Below are 15494 nucleotides of genomic sequence, written 5' to 3'. Positions count from 1 at the left end.
AATGAGTACTAAAGATTTAGCTAAAGAATTCGGAAAAGTCGGCGTGTTGTACGGCGGCCGTTCCGCCGAGCGCGAAGTATCGCTGATGTCCGGTGCCGGCGTGCTCAAGGCGCTGCAAAGCAAGGGCGTCGACGCGCATGGCTTCGACCCGGCTGCGCGCAGCATCGCTGAGCTGGCTGCGGAGAAATTTGACCGTGTGTTCATCGCGCTGCACGGTCGTTACGGCGAAGACGGCACGCTGCAGGGCGTGCTGGAACAGCTGGGCATTCCCTACACCGGCTCCGGCGTGATGGCGTCCGCCATCGGCATGGACAAGGTGATGACCAAGCGGGTCTGGCTGAACCACGGTTTGCCGACGCCGCGTTTCCTGGTGCTTGATTCGCAGGGAACCTGCGGCGACGAGCTGGACAAGGTGCCGGAGCAGCTGGGCTTGCCGCTCATGCTGAAGGCGCCGCATGAAGGCTCGACCATCGGCATCAGCAAGGTGACGAGCGCATCGGAGATGCAGAGCGGTTTTGCGCATTGCGCGAAATACGACGAGGCGGTGCTGGCCGAGGAGTTCATTTCCGGCCGCGAGCTGACGGTGCCGGTACTCGGCACAGGGCGTAACGCCCGCGCCCTGCCAATCGTCGAGATCCGCGCGCCGCAAGGAAATTACGACTATCAGAACAAGTATTTCAGCGACGACACGAAGTATCTGTGCCCGGCCCCGCTGGACGAGGCGCTGACGAGCCGTATCCAGGCAATTGCTGTGAATGCGTACAACGCGCTCGGCTGTTCGGGCTGGGCGCGTGTCGACTTCATGCTGCGCGCCAGCGACAACGAGCCGTTCCTGCTGGAGATTAATACCTCGCCCGGCATGACCGGGCATTCGCTGGTGCCGATGGCGGCCAAGGCTGCGGGCGTCAGCTACGAGGATTTGTGTGTGGATATCTTGCGTTCGGCAGACTTGGATCTGAAGCCGCGCCAGGATTGGTCAGCGAACTGATTAAAGCATGTGGCATGACATCAGAATGCTCAACGCCACCACCAACGCCTTGCTCGGGGCGCTGGTGCTGAGTTTGTTCGCGTCGGGAATCTGGTGGGCCGCGCAGCGGCCGATGTTTACGCTGAAGGCGATCCGTGTCGAGGCTGTCGGCGAAATGCAGTTGAGGCACGTTAATCCGTCGACCGTGCGCAGCACCGCGGTGCCGCGCATCAGGGGCAACTTCTTTACCGCCGACCTCGACGCGGTACGGCAGGCGTTCGAAGCGGTGCCCTGGGTGTGCAAGGCGACGGTACGGCGCGAATGGCCCAACCGTCTGATCGTGCAGGTGGAAGAGCATGAAGCGCTCGGCACCTGGGGGGAAGACGGCAAGCTGCTGTCGGTGCGCGGCGACGTGTTTACCGCCAATCTGGCGGAGGCCGAGGAAGACGGCCAACTGGCCGAGTTCGATGGGCCGGACGGCAGCGAGAAGGAAGTGGTGGTGCGTTATCGCGAATTGCTCGACTGGTTCAAGCCGATCAACCTCGCGCCCGAAGCGGTGCGGCTGTCGAGCCGGTACGCCTGGAGCGTCAGGCTGAACAATGGGATGACGGTGGAGTTGGGTAGGGAGCAGAGCAAGGCCACGCTGAAGGACAGGGTCGATCGGCTGATCGGGATTTATCCGCAGCTGGCCGAACGCCTGCAGGGCGGCATCGAGAGCGTGGATATGCGTTATCCGAATGGATTGGCTTTGAAAGCACAGGGATTGGCCCTCGGGTTGGACGGAAAAAAACGTAAGTTATAAAACATGACAAAAGACGCAAAAAATCTGATCGTCGGACTCGACATCGGCACCTCGAAGGTGGTGGCCGTGGTGGCGGAAGTCATGCCGAACGGGAGACATGAAGTCATCGGCCTCGGCCAGCACGAATCGAAGGGGCTGAAGAAGGGCGTGGTGGTCAACATCGAGGCGACCGTCGAATCGATCCAGCGCGCGCTCGAAGAAGCCGAGCTGATGGCCGACTGCAAGATCAAGAATGTCTATACGGGCATTGCCGGCAGCCATATCCGCAGCTTCAATTCGAGCGGCATGGTCGCCATCAAGGACAAGGAAGTCACGCCGACTGACGTGGCGCGCGTCATCGAAACAGCCAAGGCGGTCAACATCCCGACCGACCAGCAGCTGCTGCACACGGTGCCGCAGGAATTCATCGTGGACAGCCAGGAAGACGTGCGCGAGCCGATCGGCATGAGCGGCATCCGCCTGGAAGTGAAGGTGCATATCGTGACCGGCGCGGTATCGGCGGTGCAAAACATCGTCAAGTGCGTGCGCCGCTGCGGGCTGGAAGTGTCGGACCTGATCCTGCAACCGATGGCATCGGCCGATGCGGTATTGACGCCGGATGAAAAGGAACTGGGCGTAGTGCTGATCGATATCGGCGGCGGCACCACCGATGTGGCGATCTTCACCGAGGGCGCAATCCGCCACACCGCCGTGATTCCGATCGCCGGCGACCAGATCACGAACGACATCGCGATGGCGTTGCGTACGCCGACGGCGGAAGCGGAAGAAATCAAGCTGCGCTATGGCGTGGCCAAGCAAGTACTGGCCGATCCGGGAGAAACACTGGAAGTGCCGGGGCTGGGCGACCGCGGTTCGCGCACGCTGTCACGTCAGGCGCTGGCGGCGGTGATCGAGCCGCGCGTGGAGGAATTGTTCGCATTGGTGCACCAGGTGGTGCGCGAGTCGGGCTATGAAGAAGTGCTGTCGTCGGGGATTGTCCTGACAGGCGGCACGGGCATGATGCCGGGCATGATCGAGCTGGCGGAAGACATCTTCCTCAAGCCGACCCGCCTGGGCGTGCCGGAATATAGCGGGCAGCTGGCCGATGTGGTGCGCAGCCCGCGCTATTCGACGGTGTTGGGTTTGTTGTTGGAAGCAAAGAAGCAGTATTTGCGCGGCCATATCGTGACCAGACAGGACGGGTCATTGAAGGCAGTCTGGCAACGCATGAAAGAGTGGTTTTTGGGGAATTTTTAATCGATTCATTTTTTAGAAACGGGCAGTTAGCAGTCGCTAGGCGCCACATCGCGTGGTGATTATCGACTGGCAACTGCAATCTTGATAAGGGGAGCAACATGGAAATCGACATGATCGATAACGCAACACTTGGCACCGTGATCAAGGTCGTCGGCGTCGGTGGCGCAGGCGGTAACGCGGTACAACACATGATCAACAAGGGCGTGTCCGGCGTGGAATTCATCGCCGCCAATACTGACGCGCAGGCACTGGCGCAGTCCAAGGCGCACAACATCATCCAGATCGGCGACACCGGCCTGGGCGCAGGCATGAAGCCGGATGTCGGCCGCCAGCTGGCAGAAGAATCGCGCGCGCGCATCGAAGACGCACTGCGCGGCGCGCACATGGTGTTCATCGCGGCCGGCATGGGCGGCGGCACCGGCACCGGCGCGGCACCGATCGTGGCTGAAGTCGCCAAGCAGTTGGGCGCGCTGACCGTGGCCGTGGTCTCCAAGCCGTTCTCCTATGAAGGCGCGAAGTGCATGGAAATCGCCGACGCGGGCCTGGAAGCGCTGTCGCAGCACGTCGATTCCCTGATCGTGATCCTCAACGAAAAGCTGGAAGATATCTACGAAGACGACAGCATGATCGAATGGCTGCAGCATGCCGACGACGTGCTCAACAACGCTGTTGCCGGCATTGCTGAAATCATCAATGTGCCGGGCCACATCAACGTCGACTTCAACGACGTCAAGACCATCATGGGCGAGCAGGGCAAGGCGATGATGGGTACGGCGACCGCCTCCGGCGTGGACCGTGCGCGTATCGCTGCCGAGCAGGCGGTCGCTTCGCCGCTGCTCGACGGTATCGACCTGTCCGGCGCGCGCGGCGTGCTCGTCAACGTCACCGCCAGCCGCAACCTCAAGGGCAAGGAAATCAAGGAAGTCATGGCGACCGTCCGTGCCTTCGCCGCTGCCGACGCGTCGATTGCGCAAGGCATCGCCTACGACGATTCGATGGGTGACGACATTCGCGTGACGGTGGTGGCGACCGGCCTGGGTCGTGCGCGCAAGAACGTGCAGCTGGTGCAGACCCCGGTGCTGCGTACCGGCACCCACAACGAGCCGATCATGGCGCATGCCGCCATGCAGCAGCCGGCTGCCCAGCCGGCACCGTCGTTCGACGGCCTGAAGGCCCCGGCAGTATGGCGCCGCGAGTCCGCATCGGAAACGGTGCGCGCGCTGGAAAAGAATGGCATGGAAACCTACGACATTCCGGCTTTCCTGCGCAAGCAGGCGGACTAAGCTTTTCTGCTTGACCTTCCTGCAAGGTTGGCCGGAACAAGGCAGACTGCAGATGGCACGCCGCACCTTGGTGCGGCGTTTTTCATTGTCGTATTAAAAAGAGAAGAGGGCTGCGCCATGACGATTCATGACGCCCCGCGACAGAATGGCTGTCGCGGGCAGGAAAGTCATTTTGACGCGTGCAGCGTATTGTGCACCTGCTCCAGGAATTCCGGATCGGCGACGCCTAGCTTGTTGGTGCGGCCGACGATGCGGCCCTGCGCATCGAGCAAAATCAGCACGGTGCTGTGATTGAAATCGCCATTAGCCAGCTGGCGGTACTGGATGCCGAGCGCAGCCGCAAGCTTGCGCGCGGCTCCTGCATCGGTGCGGGCCAGCGACCAGCGGCTGGCATCGAGCTTGCGTTTGTCGGCCACCGATTTCAATGCGCGCACGTCGTCGTGCGCCGGGTCGAAGCTGACCAATAGCGTCGAAATCTGTGCACGTTCATCCGGCGTTAATTTCGCCTCGTTGGCCTGGATCGTCTCGATCAGCATCGGGCAGACAAACTGGCAGGACGTGTAAAACATGCTGACGATGGACGGCTTGCCTCGGCGCGAAGCCAGGTCGAATGCTTGCCCGTTCTGGTTAACCAGTGGCACCTGCAGCTGGTACACCGAGTCGCTCGGCAATGGCGCTACGCTCGCGGCCGGCGCTTCCGCCGCCTTTGCCACCGTACTGCCCTCGTACAGCGCGGCGCAGGCGAGCATCAGGTTCGCCAGCAGCAGCGCGCCATTCTTTCGAAGATATTGTTTCATTTCGCTTCCATTGCATTGCCTCGGGCACAGCGGAACCCGAGATTGTTGGTGGTGTCCGCGCCACCCAGCGACGACAGCAGCGCGATGCGCATCAGCACCGCGTAATTCTCGCGGTCCTGCAGGCTGATCGCGCCGGCGCCGCAAAACTGCAGCTTGTCCGGATCGCCCTGATTGCGGCTGTCGGCGCTGACCAGCAGGGCATTGAAGTCATCGACCCATTCCCAGACCAGCCCGTGCATGTCGCGCACGCCGTAAAAATTGGCGGAGCCGCCCACCGCTGCTGGCGGTGTGCTGGACGATTGCCCGTACCAGGCCAGGATGCGTGCGCGCCAGGACGGATCGCGGCGCGCGTCCGCATGGGTTTCATCGGCGGCGGCCACGTATTCCCATTCGTACCACGTGGGAAGCCGCGCGCCCTCGCTTTCGCAGAAAGCTTGCGCGGCAAACCAGCTGACGCTGGTCACAGGCTGGTTGGCCTTGTCGGCGCCGGGGTCGACCGGGCTTTGCCAGTCGTGCAGATAACTGCCATCCGCAAAGGTTGCGGGAATTTTCCCCCGCTGCCATTGCGGATGGCGCAGTACGAAGTCGCGGAATTCGCCATTGGTAACCGGCGTGGAGCGCAGCGCGAACGGCGCCACCTTGACCGGTTCCTTATCGGCGTCGCCGGAAAGCACGCTGCCGAAGGCGCCGGCCTGGATCGGCGCATAGTTCACGCCGGCCGGCGCCGCGCATGCGATTCCTGTCGCCAGCAGCAGTCCATTTGCAACTGCTGCGCAACGGAATTGACGGGTCTTACTCATCGCATGCCTTCCTGCTTGGTTGCCGTTTAGTCTTAGTGACCGGCGTTCACGGCCGGTGCGGCCTTCGCGCGGGCTGCCTTGACTTCTTCCACGGTGATGCGGCCACCCTTGTTTTCCCAGCTGTTGAGCACATAGGTCAGGATGTTGGCGATCTCGTCATCGTTGAGCTGGTTCATCGGCGGCATTACCGAGTCGTACTCCTTGCCGTTGACGTTGACCTTGCCGTTCAGGCCGCGCAGCACGATGTCGATGGCGCGCTTGTGGTCCGCGTTCAGGAAGTCCGATTTCGCCAGCGGCGGGAACACACCGGGCAGGCCTGCGCCGTTGCTCTGGTGGCAGACCGAGCAGGTACCGGCGAACAGCTGGCTGCCGGCCTTGATCTGGTCTTCGGCGGTCAGCTTGCCGCTGGCGGCAGCCTTGGTCGCGGCAGTCACCGCAGCCATGTTCGGTTGTGCGCGGTCGCCGAGGTAGACCGAATCGAGTTCCTTGCCGGAGTAGATTGCCTTGTTTTCCGGACCGTCGACCTTCATGATCGCCAGCGCGCCTTTGTTGAAGGCACGGAAGATCGAGTGGTCAACCAGCGGATAGCTGCCCGGGACATGGGTGGTGTATTCGACAACTGCGGCGCCGCCGGCGGGAATCATCGTGGTCTGCACGTTTTCCTGGGTGCGGGTGCCGCCTTCGAAGCGCACCCTGTCGAAAATCGCACCAATCACATGGAAGCTCGACACCAGGTTCGGGCCGCCGTTACCGACGAACAGGCGTACTTTTTCATTGGTTTTCGCCTTCAATGCCTTGTCACCGGTGAGCGCGCCCTCGGCTCCGTTGAACACGACATAGGTCGGCCTTTCATCGATCGCCTTTTCCATGTCGAATGGCTGCATGCCTTTTTCGCGATACTTGCCGGTAGTGTAGAAATCGCCTTGCATCACATAGTATTCGCGGTCAACCGGCGGCAGGCCTTCCGGCGGTTCGACCAGGATCAGGCCGTACATGCCGTTGGCGATGTGCATGCCCACCGGCGCGGTCGCGCAGTGGTACACATATAAGCCTTCGTTGAGCGCCTTGAAGGTGAATTGCGATTCATGTCCCGGAGCGGTGAAGCTTGACGCTGCGCCGCCGCCCGGGCCGGTCACGCCGTGCAGGTCGATGTTATGCGGCATCTTGCTGCTCGGATGATTCTTCAGGTGAAACTCGACGGTGTCGCCCTGGCGCACGCGGATGAAGCTGCCAGGAACCGTGCCGCCGAACGTCCAGAAGGTGTAGCTGACGCCTTCGGAAATTTGCATTTCCTTTTCGACGACTTCGAGATCGACGATAACCTTGGCCGGATACTTACGCTTAATCGGAGGCGGAACAAACGGCGGGCTGGTCAGCGTGGCGTGAATGGCCGGTCCTTGCGGCGGGCCGAAATCGCCCGCCGATTTGGCCGGAGCCGGTTTGGCGGCGAATGCGTTGACGCCGGGGAGCGACAGGCTGACTGCCATACCAACTGCAGCAAGCAGGGCGGATATCGTCTTGATCGAAGCTTTCATGATGGGCCTTTGAGGCATTGAGTAAAGAATGAGGTGCTTGGACCGGAAGATACCTGTTGGATACATCTATTGTGATTGACTTACATCAAATTTCTCCAAAGACACGCAAAGGGGAGGATATGCGCTCATTCCTTTGCCGTATGGACATCGGGCGCGAAACTCGGTATAAGGATGTGGAGCTATCTGGGTGGCGAGGCCGATGACAAGAACGGCGCTCCGACACTGGTTGAGTCTGTCCCGTAGCGATGAGCGCGGCCAAGAAGACGAAACAGAAGGCGCCGACGCTTTCACCGGATGAATTGATCGACGCGCGCTGGAAAAGAATGGCGTGGAAACCTGCGATATTCCGGCTTTCCAGCGCAAGCAGGCGGACTAAGCTTTTCCGCTTGGCCTTTCTGCAAGGTTGGCCGGAACAAGGCATACTGCAGCTTGCACGCCGCACCTTGGTGCGGCGTTTTTCTTTGCCGTATCAAAAAAGAGAAGAGGACTGCATCATGACGATTAACATTGGCGAGCGCCTGCCCGAAGGCTCACTGTCGGAATTCATCGAAGTCGCATCCGAAGGCTGTTCCCTTGGCCCCAATACCTTCAAGGTCAGCGACCTCACGAAGGGCAAGAAGATCGCGATCTTCGGCCTGCCGGGTGCCTTCACCCCGACGTGCTCGGCCCAGCATGTACCTGGCTATGTCGCGCTGGCAGACAAATTCAAGTCCAAGGGTGTCGATGAAATCTGGTGTATCTCGGTTAATGACGCCTTCGTAATGGGCGCCTGGGGGCGTGACCAGAAGGCGACGGGCGTGGTACGCATGATGGCCGATGGCAGCGCAAGTTTTACCAAGGCGCTCGGCCTGGAGTTCGATCTTACGGCGAGAGGAATGGGTATCCGTTCGCAGCGCTATTCGATGCTGGTCGACGACGGCGTCGTGAAGCAGCTGAACATCGAGCAGCCCGGCAAGTTCGAAGTCTCGAACGCGGAAACGCTGCTGGCGCAACTCGGCTAATGCCGCGCGACGCGCAAAAAAACGGCGCTCAGGCACCGTTTTTTTTGGGGCTGTAAGCACGTATGTCGGTCAGGATGCAATCACCATCTTGACCTGCGCCTCCTTTAACATCTTGTTCAGCGCTTCCGGCGGCCTGGCGTCGGTAAACAGGATGTCGACCTGCGACATATGCGCCATGCGCACCAGCGCCTGGCGGCCGAACTTGTCATGGTCCGCCACCAGCCACACTTCGCGCGATTGCTCGATGATCGCCTGCGCCACCTTCACCTCGCGCGGATCGAAGTCGCGCAGGGTGCCGTCCGGTTCGATGCTGGAAATGCCGATGATGCCGATGTCGACCTTGAACTGGCGGATAAAATCGATGGTTGCTTCGCCGACGATGCCGCGGTCGCGCGCGCGCACCACGCCGCCGGCCAAGATCACTTCGCATTGCGGGTTGTCGGCAAGGATCGCGGCGACGTTCAGGTTGTTGGTTACCACATGCAAACCCGGATGGTGCGCCAGCGCGCGCGCCACTTCCTCCGTCGTGGTCCCGATATTGATCAACAGCGAGCAGCCCGGCGGCACCTGCTTGGCTACCGCCTTTGCGATACGGCGCTTGGCCTCGATATTCATCACCTGGCGCTGACTGTAGTCGATATTTTCAACCGAGGAGGGCAGGCCCACGCCGCCGTGATAGCGCGCCAGCAGCTTGGCCTCCTCCATCTGCTTGACATCCCTGCGCACCGTCTGCGGCGTCACCTCCAGCACCTGTGCCAGCTCTTCCACCGACATCGTCACGCGTTGCCGGACGACTTCCAGAAGCTGCCTTTGACGTGGATTAAGAGCCATACCTTTTCTCCGGGAAATAATTGAAAAGAAGAATAAACTATTAAAAACGAACAAAAACGAACAAATATAGTCAATAATCTTGTTGATTTAATTTCGACTTTTGTCGTATCTTACGTGCAGTCATCTTACATAAATTCACTTTTCGGTGCGAGAGAGATGGAACAGGGCCAGGACAACATCGATTGCGATCTGTTGATCGTCGGCGGCGGCATTAACGGCGCCGGCATCGCGCGCGATGCTGCAGGGCGCGGCCTGTCGGTCGTGCTGTGCGAAAAAGACGACCTTGCCTCGCACACCTCTTCCGCTTCATCCAAGCTGATCCATGGCGGCCTGCGCTATCTCGAATACTACGAGTTCGGGTTGGTGCGCAAGGCGCTGATCGAGCGCGAAGTGCTGCTGCGTTCGGCGCCGCATATCATCAAGCCGCTGCGCTTCGTCATGCCGGTCGATAAAGGGCAGCGTCCGGCGTGGATGTTGCGCGCCGGCCTGTTCATCTATGACAGCCTGGCGCGGCGCGAATTGCTGCCCGGATCTCACGGCCTCGACTTGCGCGATCACCCTACCGGCAAGCCGCTCAAGCCGGAGTTTTCGCGCGGCTTCGTGTATTCCGACGGCTGGGTCGACGACGCGCGTCTGGTCGTACTCAACGCGGTGGACGCAGCCGAGCGCGGCGCGCGGGTATTTACCCGCACCAGCTGCGAATCGGCGCGCCGCGAGGGCGACCGATGGGTCGCGGTATTGCGCGGCGAAGGCGCTGCCTTGACTGTCAGGGCGCGCGCCCTGGTCAACGCCGCCGGACCCTGGACTGCACATTTCCTGCAAACCGCCGTCCAGCAGCCATCCACGAAATCGCTGCGCCTGATCAAGGGCAGCCATATCGTCGTCAAGCGCCTGTTCGACCATCCATACGCCTATATCTTCCAGCATCCGGACGGCCGTATCGTTTTTGCCATACCTTACGAGCAAGACTTCACGCTGATCGGCACCACCGATCTCGATTACAAGGGGGACGTCAATTCGGTGGCGATCGACCGCGACGAGATCATGTACCTGTGCGAGCTGTCGAGCCGCTACTTCCGGCGCTCGATCGTGCCGGCCGATGTGGTGTGGACCTATTCCGGCGTGCGTCCGCTGGTCGAAGACGAGGCAGCTTCCGCGTCGGCCGTCACGCGGGACTATCGCCTGGAGTTCGACAAGCGGGGAGCGCCGCTGCTGTCCGTTTTCGGAGGCAAGATCACTACCTTCCGCAAGCTCGCGGAAGAGGCAGTCGACATGCTGGCGCCTTCCTTGCCGGTCAACGGTGGCGCCTGGACCGGGAAGGCCTGCCTGCCCGGTGGCGACCTGTTCGGTGCCCACCCGTCCAACCGCTCAGTACTTGAATTTGAGCGGTACGTGCAACAGCTGCAGCAGAAATATCCCTGGCTTCCGGGCGCGTTGACCGCGCGCTATGCGCGCGCCTACGGTACACGCACCGATATGCTGCTGGCCGGGCGCCGCGGCCTCGAGGATATGGGAGAAGAGGTTTTACCCGGATTGTATGCGGCGGAAGTAGACTATTTGATGCAACTCGAATGGGCGCTTACCGCGCAGGACATACTGTGGAGACGATCCAAGCTCGGCCTGCATATGGCAGCGGACGCCGAAGCGATGCTCGACCACTGGATACGGACCAACCGCACGTCTCGGGATAAGCAGGCCGACTTCGAACCCCCAAAAAGCGTCGCAAGCCATTAGTATGGCCGTTACAAAAAGGGCTGGCGGGAGACACGAAAAGTGAGGCAATGCGCTGGCAGAACACTGCGATGGCGCGCCATCATCAAGGATGCCAAACTGCTGCAAGCCTGGAAGGAATATCGCCTGCGTTACTCCCTTTGCATGCAGGAAGGTTCAGGCGCGGCGCAAGCCGCGCTTTTTTACGGTTTCAATGCATTTTGACAGCGAGTCACCGATGACCAAATATATCCTCGCCTTCGACCAAGGTACGACCAGTTCACGCGCCATCCTGTTCGATCATGGCGGGCGGATTCATGGCATCGCGCAGCAAGAGTTCCGGCAAATCTTCCCGCAACCCGGCTGGGTGGCGCACGATGCTTATGAAATCTGGCGCAGCCAGCTGGCCGTGGCGCAGCAGGTGCTCAAGCAGAGCGATGTGCCGGCATCCGAAATTGCCGCCATCGGCATTACCAATCAGCGCGAAACCACCGTCTTGTGGGATCGGGCGACGGGCGAGCCGATCGCCGACGCCATCGTCTGGCAGGACCGGCGCACCGCGGAACTGTGCGACGCGCTGCGTGCGCAAGGCAAGGAAAAGCTGATCCAGAAAAAAACGGGATTGGTGGTCGATGCGTACTTTTCCGGCACCAAGGTGAAATGGCTGCTCGATAACGTGGCGGGCGCGCGCGCCAGGGCCGAGCGCGGCGAGCTCGCCTTCGGTACCATCGATTCCTGGCTGATTTACAAACTATGCGGCGCCCATGTCACCGACAGCAGCAATGCGTCGCGCACCATGCTGTTCAATATTCACACCCTGCAGTGGGATGAAGAACTGTTGGCGCTGCTTGATATTCCGCCTAGCCTGTTGCCGCAGGTGGTGCCCAGCAGTGGCGTCGTCGGCAAGACACATCCTGACCTGTTCGGCGGCGCCATTCCGATTGCCGGTATCGCCGGCGACCAGCAAGCTGCAACCTTCGGCCAAGCTTGTCATCGGCCCGGCATGGCAAAGAATACCTATGGCACAGGCTGTTTCATGCTGATGAATACCGGCAAGCAGGCGATCGCTTCGCAAAACCATTTACTGACCACCATTGGCTGGACCCTCGGTGAAAAGCTGCCGGGACAATCCGACTATATGCTGGAAGGCAGCGTATTCAATGCCGGTGCGGCGGTGCAGTGGCTACGCGATGGGCTGGGCATCATTCAAAGCTCGGCGGAAGTCGAAGCGCTTGCCTCGATCGTGCCGGATACCGGCGGCGTGTTCGTCGTGCCTGCCTTTGCCGGCCTTGGCGCGCCGTACTGGGATGCTTATGCGCGCGGCACGATTGTCGGTATGACGCGAGGTACGACCAAAGCACATATCGCCAGGGCGACGCTGGCCAGCATCGCGTATCAAAGCGCGGATGTGCTGGAAGCGATGCAAAAGGATGCGGCGATCGAGTTGAAGGAGCTGAGGGTCGATGGCGGGGCGGCGCGCAACGATTTGCTGATGCAGTTCCAGGCCGATGTGCTCGGTGTGCCGGTGGTGCGGCCGGTGGTGACGGAAACGACGGCATTGGGCGCCGCCTATCTGGCTGGCCTTGCCGTCGGTTACTGGCAATCGCAACAAGAGATTGCGGCACAATGGCAGGCCCAGCGGCGTTTTGAACCTGCCATGCCGGCCGAAGAAAGGGTGCAAAGGCTTGCGACCTGGCGGCGTGCAGTGGATCGCGCGCGCCAGTGGGCGGAATAGGCTGGGAGCGTTTGCAGACTTGGCGGATTGGCAGGTTGTGCGTGGTGTTGGACCAACAGCCTAGCATCTCAAAACAACTGACCCATCGGTAAGTTGTTATAATCCAACGATGCTCAAGCAACGTACCGTCAAACAACTCGTCAAGACTGTCGGTGTCGGACTTCACTCCGGTACCAAGGTTGAATTGACCCTGCGTCCGGCAGCGCCGGACACCGGCATCGTGTTCCGCCGCGTGGATATCGATCCTCCCGTCGATCTGCCCTCCAGCGCCACGGGCGTCGGCGACACGCGCATGGCATCCACACTCGACAACAATGGCGTCAAGGTATCGACCGTCGAACATTTGATGTCGGCGTGCGCCGGCTTGGGTATCGATAATCTGTATGTCGATGTTACTGCCGAAGAAATTCCGATCATGGATGGCTCGGCTTCGTCGTTCGTATTCCTGCTGCAGCAAGCAGGGTTGCAGGAACAGGCAGCCCCTAAGAAATTCATTCGAGTGCTCAAGCCAGTGGAAATACGCGAGGGGCAGGGCGATAACGAGAAATGGGCTCGCCTCGATCCGTACAATGGTTTTAGGCTCAAGTTTTTCATCGAATTCAAGCATCCGGCTGTCGATGGCACCGGACAGGTCGCAGAAGTTGATTTTGACAGCGAATCCTATGTCAAAGAGATTTCGCGCGCCCGTACCTTCGGCTTCATGCAGGATGTCGAAACCTTGCGCGGCATGGGACTGGCGCGCGGTGGCTCGCTGGAAAACGCGATCGTGATGGACGAATACCGTATTCTCAATCCAGATGGCCTGCGTTATGACAATGAGTTTGTCCGGCACAAAATTCTCGACGCCATCGGCGACCTTTATCTGGTCGGCCATCCGCTGCTAGCCAGCTATACCGCCCACAAATCCGGTCATTCATTAAACAATCAATTGCTGCGGGCATTGTTGGCGCAGCCCGAGGCCTACGAGATTGTCACATTCGCCACCGAGGAATATGCGCCGCGCGCCTATCTGCGCCAAACCGGGCAGGAGTGGGCATTTAACTAACCTGAGTATCGTGACCGCGCCTGCGTCGCGAGCGGGCGAAAGTCAGCGTTCCTGGCGGTGACGGTTCAGTAGTCGGCCGAGCGCTTCGGTCAGCGCTTCGTTGCCTTTCGCGCTTTCTAGCGAATTTTTTAACTCCGCCAGCGCCGAGACCGCTTGTCTTGGCAGCGCCAGTTGCTTGACAGGTATGTATTGCTTCTCGGCAACCTTTCTTGGTTGCACTTTAATTCGTATTGCGTTAACCTGCCAGCCTCGCTTCAGCAAATTGTCTTGCAGTTTCGGCAGTTGCTGCTTCAATTTTGTCGCAACAGCGGCGTTCGGAGTAGCAAGCACCAACTGGCCTGCCTCGAATTGCATCACCGTACAGACTTCGAACATCGCGGGAAGAACCTGGACGCACTCTGTTTGCAACGTCATGATGCGCCTGGCCGCCGGCAGCAGAGAAGCCAGCTTCTCGTTGGCACGCAAAAAGTCTGTTATTCCTTGTGTTGGTGCGGACTTGCGCATGGTTTTGGCGCCAGATTGAGACAACAGAAATGAGGGCGGACGCATGATGCTCGCACCTTATCACAGCTCATCGCCGATGGACGAATCGGAGGAGAGGAAATGCAAATTATTCTGCTACACCCGCGCTTCAGCGCCAAGACGGTGACGCTCACGCATTGGCACCTGATACTGGCTGCGCTGGGGTTCATGTTTTCCGTCATCATGGCGGCATCCCTGCTGTATTACCTGACCTTCCGCCATGCCGCGGACCTGAATATTCCCTTGATGCGTAACATGGTCGCGTCAGCCACGCATGAACTCGATGACACCGGTAAAAAAGATAGGTATATCAAGGAAAATCTCGCCGCCATGGCGATGAAGTTGGGGGAAATGCAAGCCCAGTTGATGCGCCTCGATGCGCTGGGCGAGCGGGTCCAGGGATTGGCCGGCGTTAAGCCTCAGGAATTCAATTTCAAGGAATTGCCCGGTCGGGGTGGCGCCGAGCCGTCCAACGGCAAGGAAATGTCCTTGAACATGAGTGAATTTCAGCAAGCACTGGATGCCATGGCAAGGGACGTGGAGCACCGCGCCGATTACATGAATGTGGTGGAAACCGCATTAATGGGTAATAAGATCAGAAACAAGTTATTACCAACAATTCAACCCGTCAACGTCGCCTATAACGCATCTGGATTCGGTTGGCGTGTCGATCCGTTTACTGGTCGTAGCGCTTTTCATGAAGGAATTGATTTTGCGTCGGGAGTCGGTACCCCCATCGCCGCCGCCGCTGGCGGCGTAGTCATTGCTGCTGAGTATCATCATCAATATGGCAACATGATCGAAATCGATCATGGCAACGATATCGTGACGCGTTATGCCCATGCTTCGCGCCTATTGATGAAGGTGGGCGACATCGTCAAGCGCGGCCAGCACATTGCCGATATCGGATCCACCGGCCGCTCTACCGGCCCGCATCTGCATTTCGAGGTGCTGGTTAAAGGCATGCACCAAGATCCGCACAAGTTTCTCTCGGCCGGCGCCAATCAGGCAAAAATGGCGGCGCTTACGGTCAAGTGATTGCTGTTTCTCAATACTCCTCAAAAATCTTCATCGAGAAACCATTGTTTCCACGCTGTTAACCCCCATCTTCAAGCACAATTGAATGTTTACTGGCCGAGAATTTCTCGGACTGGTGAATGTCGCATGCGTTTCAAGATCATGGTTCCATTGCCGCAGGCGGCAGTCTGCGTCGAGGCACATGATAAAATT

At 59.7% G+C, this 15494-nt stretch carries 14 protein-coding genes; 9 read left to right on the top strand and 5 right to left on the bottom strand.

Annotated elements, in window-relative coordinates:
• Position 1: 1 nt before the first annotated feature.
• The 4 genes from TSA66_RS15725 (at position 2) to ftsZ (ending at position 4288) form a co-directional block, all read left to right on the top strand.
• On the top strand, positions 2–988 hold the full coding sequence (locus TSA66_RS15725) for a D-alanine--D-alanine ligase (RefSeq protein ID WP_040040676.1): 987 nt from the start codon (positions 2–4) through the stop codon (positions 986–988).
• A gap of 7 nt (positions 989–995) precedes the next feature.
• Entirely contained in the window at positions 996–1769 is a 774-nt protein-coding gene (locus TSA66_RS15720; protein ID WP_040040675.1) for a cell division protein FtsQ/DivIB, read from the top strand.
• Positions 1770–1772: 3 nt separating this feature from the next.
• Positions 1773–3005, top strand: coding sequence for a cell division protein FtsA (gene ftsA, locus TSA66_RS15715; protein WP_040040674.1), 1233 nt, complete (start codon positions 1773–1775; stop codon positions 3003–3005).
• Between the two features lie 98 nt (positions 3006–3103).
• Positions 3104–4288 carry a cell division protein FtsZ gene (ftsZ, locus tag TSA66_RS15710; RefSeq protein WP_040040673.1) on the top strand — a complete coding sequence of 395 codons (1185 nt, stop codon included), beginning with the start codon at positions 3104–3106 and terminating at the stop codon, positions 4286–4288.
• A gap of 167 nt (positions 4289–4455) precedes the next feature.
• On the opposite strand, the gene TSA66_RS15705 is transcribed toward ftsZ, so the two are convergent.
• From TSA66_RS15705 to nirK, 3 genes are read right to left on the bottom strand one after another with little or no spacing between them, the layout of a single operon-like run.
• Positions 4456–5085 carry an SCO family protein gene (locus TSA66_RS15705; RefSeq protein WP_040040672.1) on the bottom strand — a complete coding sequence of 210 codons (630 nt, stop codon included), beginning with the start codon at positions 5083–5085 and terminating at the stop codon, positions 4456–4458.
• Positions 5082–5885: a formylglycine-generating enzyme family protein gene (locus TSA66_RS15700; RefSeq protein ID WP_052452370.1), complete on the bottom strand. Its 804-nt coding sequence runs from the start codon at positions 5883–5885 to the stop codon at positions 5082–5084. The genes TSA66_RS15705 and TSA66_RS15700 overlap by 4 nt, the downstream gene beginning before the upstream one ends.
• Before the next feature lie 32 nt (positions 5886–5917).
• The gene (nirK, locus tag TSA66_RS15695; protein ID WP_094299067.1) at positions 5918–7372 is read right to left on the bottom strand and encodes a copper-containing nitrite reductase; all 1455 of its coding nucleotides are present in this window, start codon (positions 7370–7372) and stop codon (positions 5918–5920) included.
• A gap of 542 nt (positions 7373–7914) precedes the next feature.
• On the opposite strand from nirK, the gene TSA66_RS15690 reads away from it, so the two are divergent.
• Positions 7915–8421, top strand: a complete 507-nt coding sequence (locus tag TSA66_RS15690) for a peroxiredoxin (RefSeq protein ID WP_040042659.1) — start codon at positions 7915–7917, stop codon at positions 8419–8421.
• 69 nt (positions 8422–8490) lie between these two features.
• On the opposite strand, the gene TSA66_RS15685 is transcribed toward TSA66_RS15690, so the two are convergent.
• The gene (locus TSA66_RS15685; RefSeq protein ID WP_040040670.1) at positions 8491–9252 is read right to left on the bottom strand and encodes a DeoR/GlpR family DNA-binding transcription regulator; all 762 of its coding nucleotides are present in this window, start codon (positions 9250–9252) and stop codon (positions 8491–8493) included.
• 156 nt (positions 9253–9408) lie between these two features.
• On the opposite strand from TSA66_RS15685, the gene glpD reads away from it, so the two are divergent.
• The 3 genes from glpD to lpxC all read left to right on the top strand — a co-directional run bounded on the left by glpD (position 9409) and on the right by lpxC (position 13742).
• Complete coding sequence (glpD, locus tag TSA66_RS15680) at positions 9409–10986, top strand: glycerol-3-phosphate dehydrogenase (protein ID WP_052452369.1); 1578 nt, start codon at positions 9409–9411, stop codon at positions 10984–10986.
• A 214-nt stretch (positions 10987–11200) separates the two neighbouring features.
• The gene (gene glpK, locus TSA66_RS15675) at positions 11201–12697 is read left to right on the top strand and encodes a glycerol kinase GlpK (protein WP_040042657.1); all 1497 of its coding nucleotides are present in this window, start codon (positions 11201–11203) and stop codon (positions 12695–12697) included.
• 109 nt (positions 12698–12806) lie between these two features.
• Positions 12807–13742 (top strand): UDP-3-O-acyl-N-acetylglucosamine deacetylase, encoded by a 936-nt coding sequence (lpxC, locus tag TSA66_RS15670; protein ID WP_040040669.1) that lies wholly within the window; start codon positions 12807–12809, stop codon positions 13740–13742.
• A gap of 42 nt (positions 13743–13784) precedes the next feature.
• On the opposite strand, the gene TSA66_RS15665 is transcribed toward lpxC, so the two are convergent.
• Positions 13785–14291: a DciA family protein gene (locus TSA66_RS15665; protein WP_040040668.1), complete on the bottom strand. Its 507-nt coding sequence runs from the start codon at positions 14289–14291 to the stop codon at positions 13785–13787.
• A gap of 54 nt (positions 14292–14345) precedes the next feature.
• Between TSA66_RS15665 and TSA66_RS15660 the strand changes: the two genes are divergently transcribed.
• Positions 14346–15302: a M23 family metallopeptidase gene (locus tag TSA66_RS15660; protein ID WP_040040667.1), complete on the top strand. Its 957-nt coding sequence runs from the start codon at positions 14346–14348 to the stop codon at positions 15300–15302.
• The last annotated feature ends 192 nt before the right edge of the window (positions 15303–15494 follow it).

The sequence above is a fragment of the Noviherbaspirillum autotrophicum genome (assembly GCF_000818395.1).
GTDB lineage: Bacteria > Pseudomonadota > Gammaproteobacteria > Burkholderiales > Burkholderiaceae_D > Noviherbaspirillum > Noviherbaspirillum autotrophicum.
The sequence above is the reverse complement of the archived record's forward strand: the minus strand, read 5'-3'. Positions and strand labels throughout refer to the sequence as shown.

Bases quoted from the DNA above. Each gene is read 5' to 3' on its own strand.
- nirK (WP_094299067.1), bottom strand. From the start codon at position 7,372: ATGGCAGTCAGCCTGTCGCTCCCCGGCGTCAACGCATTCGCCGCCAAA.
- glpD (WP_052452369.1), top strand. From the start codon at position 9,409: ATGGAACAGGGCCAGGACAACATCGATTGCGATCTGTTGATCGTCGGC.
- ftsZ (WP_040040673.1), top strand. From the start codon at position 3,104: ATGGAAATCGACATGATCGATAACGCAACACTTGGCACCGTGATCAAG.
- TSA66_RS15685 (WP_040040670.1), bottom strand. From the start codon at position 9,252: ATGGCTCTTAATCCACGTCAAAGGCAGCTTCTGGAAGTCGTCCGGCAA.
- TSA66_RS15725 (WP_040040676.1), top strand. From the start codon at position 2: ATGAGTACTAAAGATTTAGCTAAAGAATTCGGAAAAGTCGGCGTGTTG.
- TSA66_RS15665 (WP_040040668.1), bottom strand. From the start codon at position 14,291: ATGCGTCCGCCCTCATTTCTGTTGTCTCAATCTGGCGCCAAAACCATG.
- ftsA (WP_040040674.1), top strand. From the start codon at position 1,773: ATGACAAAAGACGCAAAAAATCTGATCGTCGGACTCGACATCGGCACC.
- glpK (WP_040042657.1), top strand. From the start codon at position 11,201: ATGACCAAATATATCCTCGCCTTCGACCAAGGTACGACCAGTTCACGC.
- TSA66_RS15705 (WP_040040672.1), bottom strand. From the start codon at position 5,085: ATGAAACAATATCTTCGAAAGAATGGCGCGCTGCTGCTGGCGAACCTG.
- lpxC (WP_040040669.1), top strand. From the start codon at position 12,807: ATGCTCAAGCAACGTACCGTCAAACAACTCGTCAAGACTGTCGGTGTC.
- TSA66_RS15690 (WP_040042659.1), top strand. From the start codon at position 7,915: ATGACGATTAACATTGGCGAGCGCCTGCCCGAAGGCTCACTGTCGGAA.
- TSA66_RS15660 (WP_040040667.1), top strand. From the start codon at position 14,346: ATGCAAATTATTCTGCTACACCCGCGCTTCAGCGCCAAGACGGTGACG.
- TSA66_RS15700 (WP_052452370.1), bottom strand. From the start codon at position 5,885: ATGAGTAAGACCCGTCAATTCCGTTGCGCAGCAGTTGCAAATGGACTG.
- TSA66_RS15720 (WP_040040675.1), top strand. From the start codon at position 996: ATGTGGCATGACATCAGAATGCTCAACGCCACCACCAACGCCTTGCTC.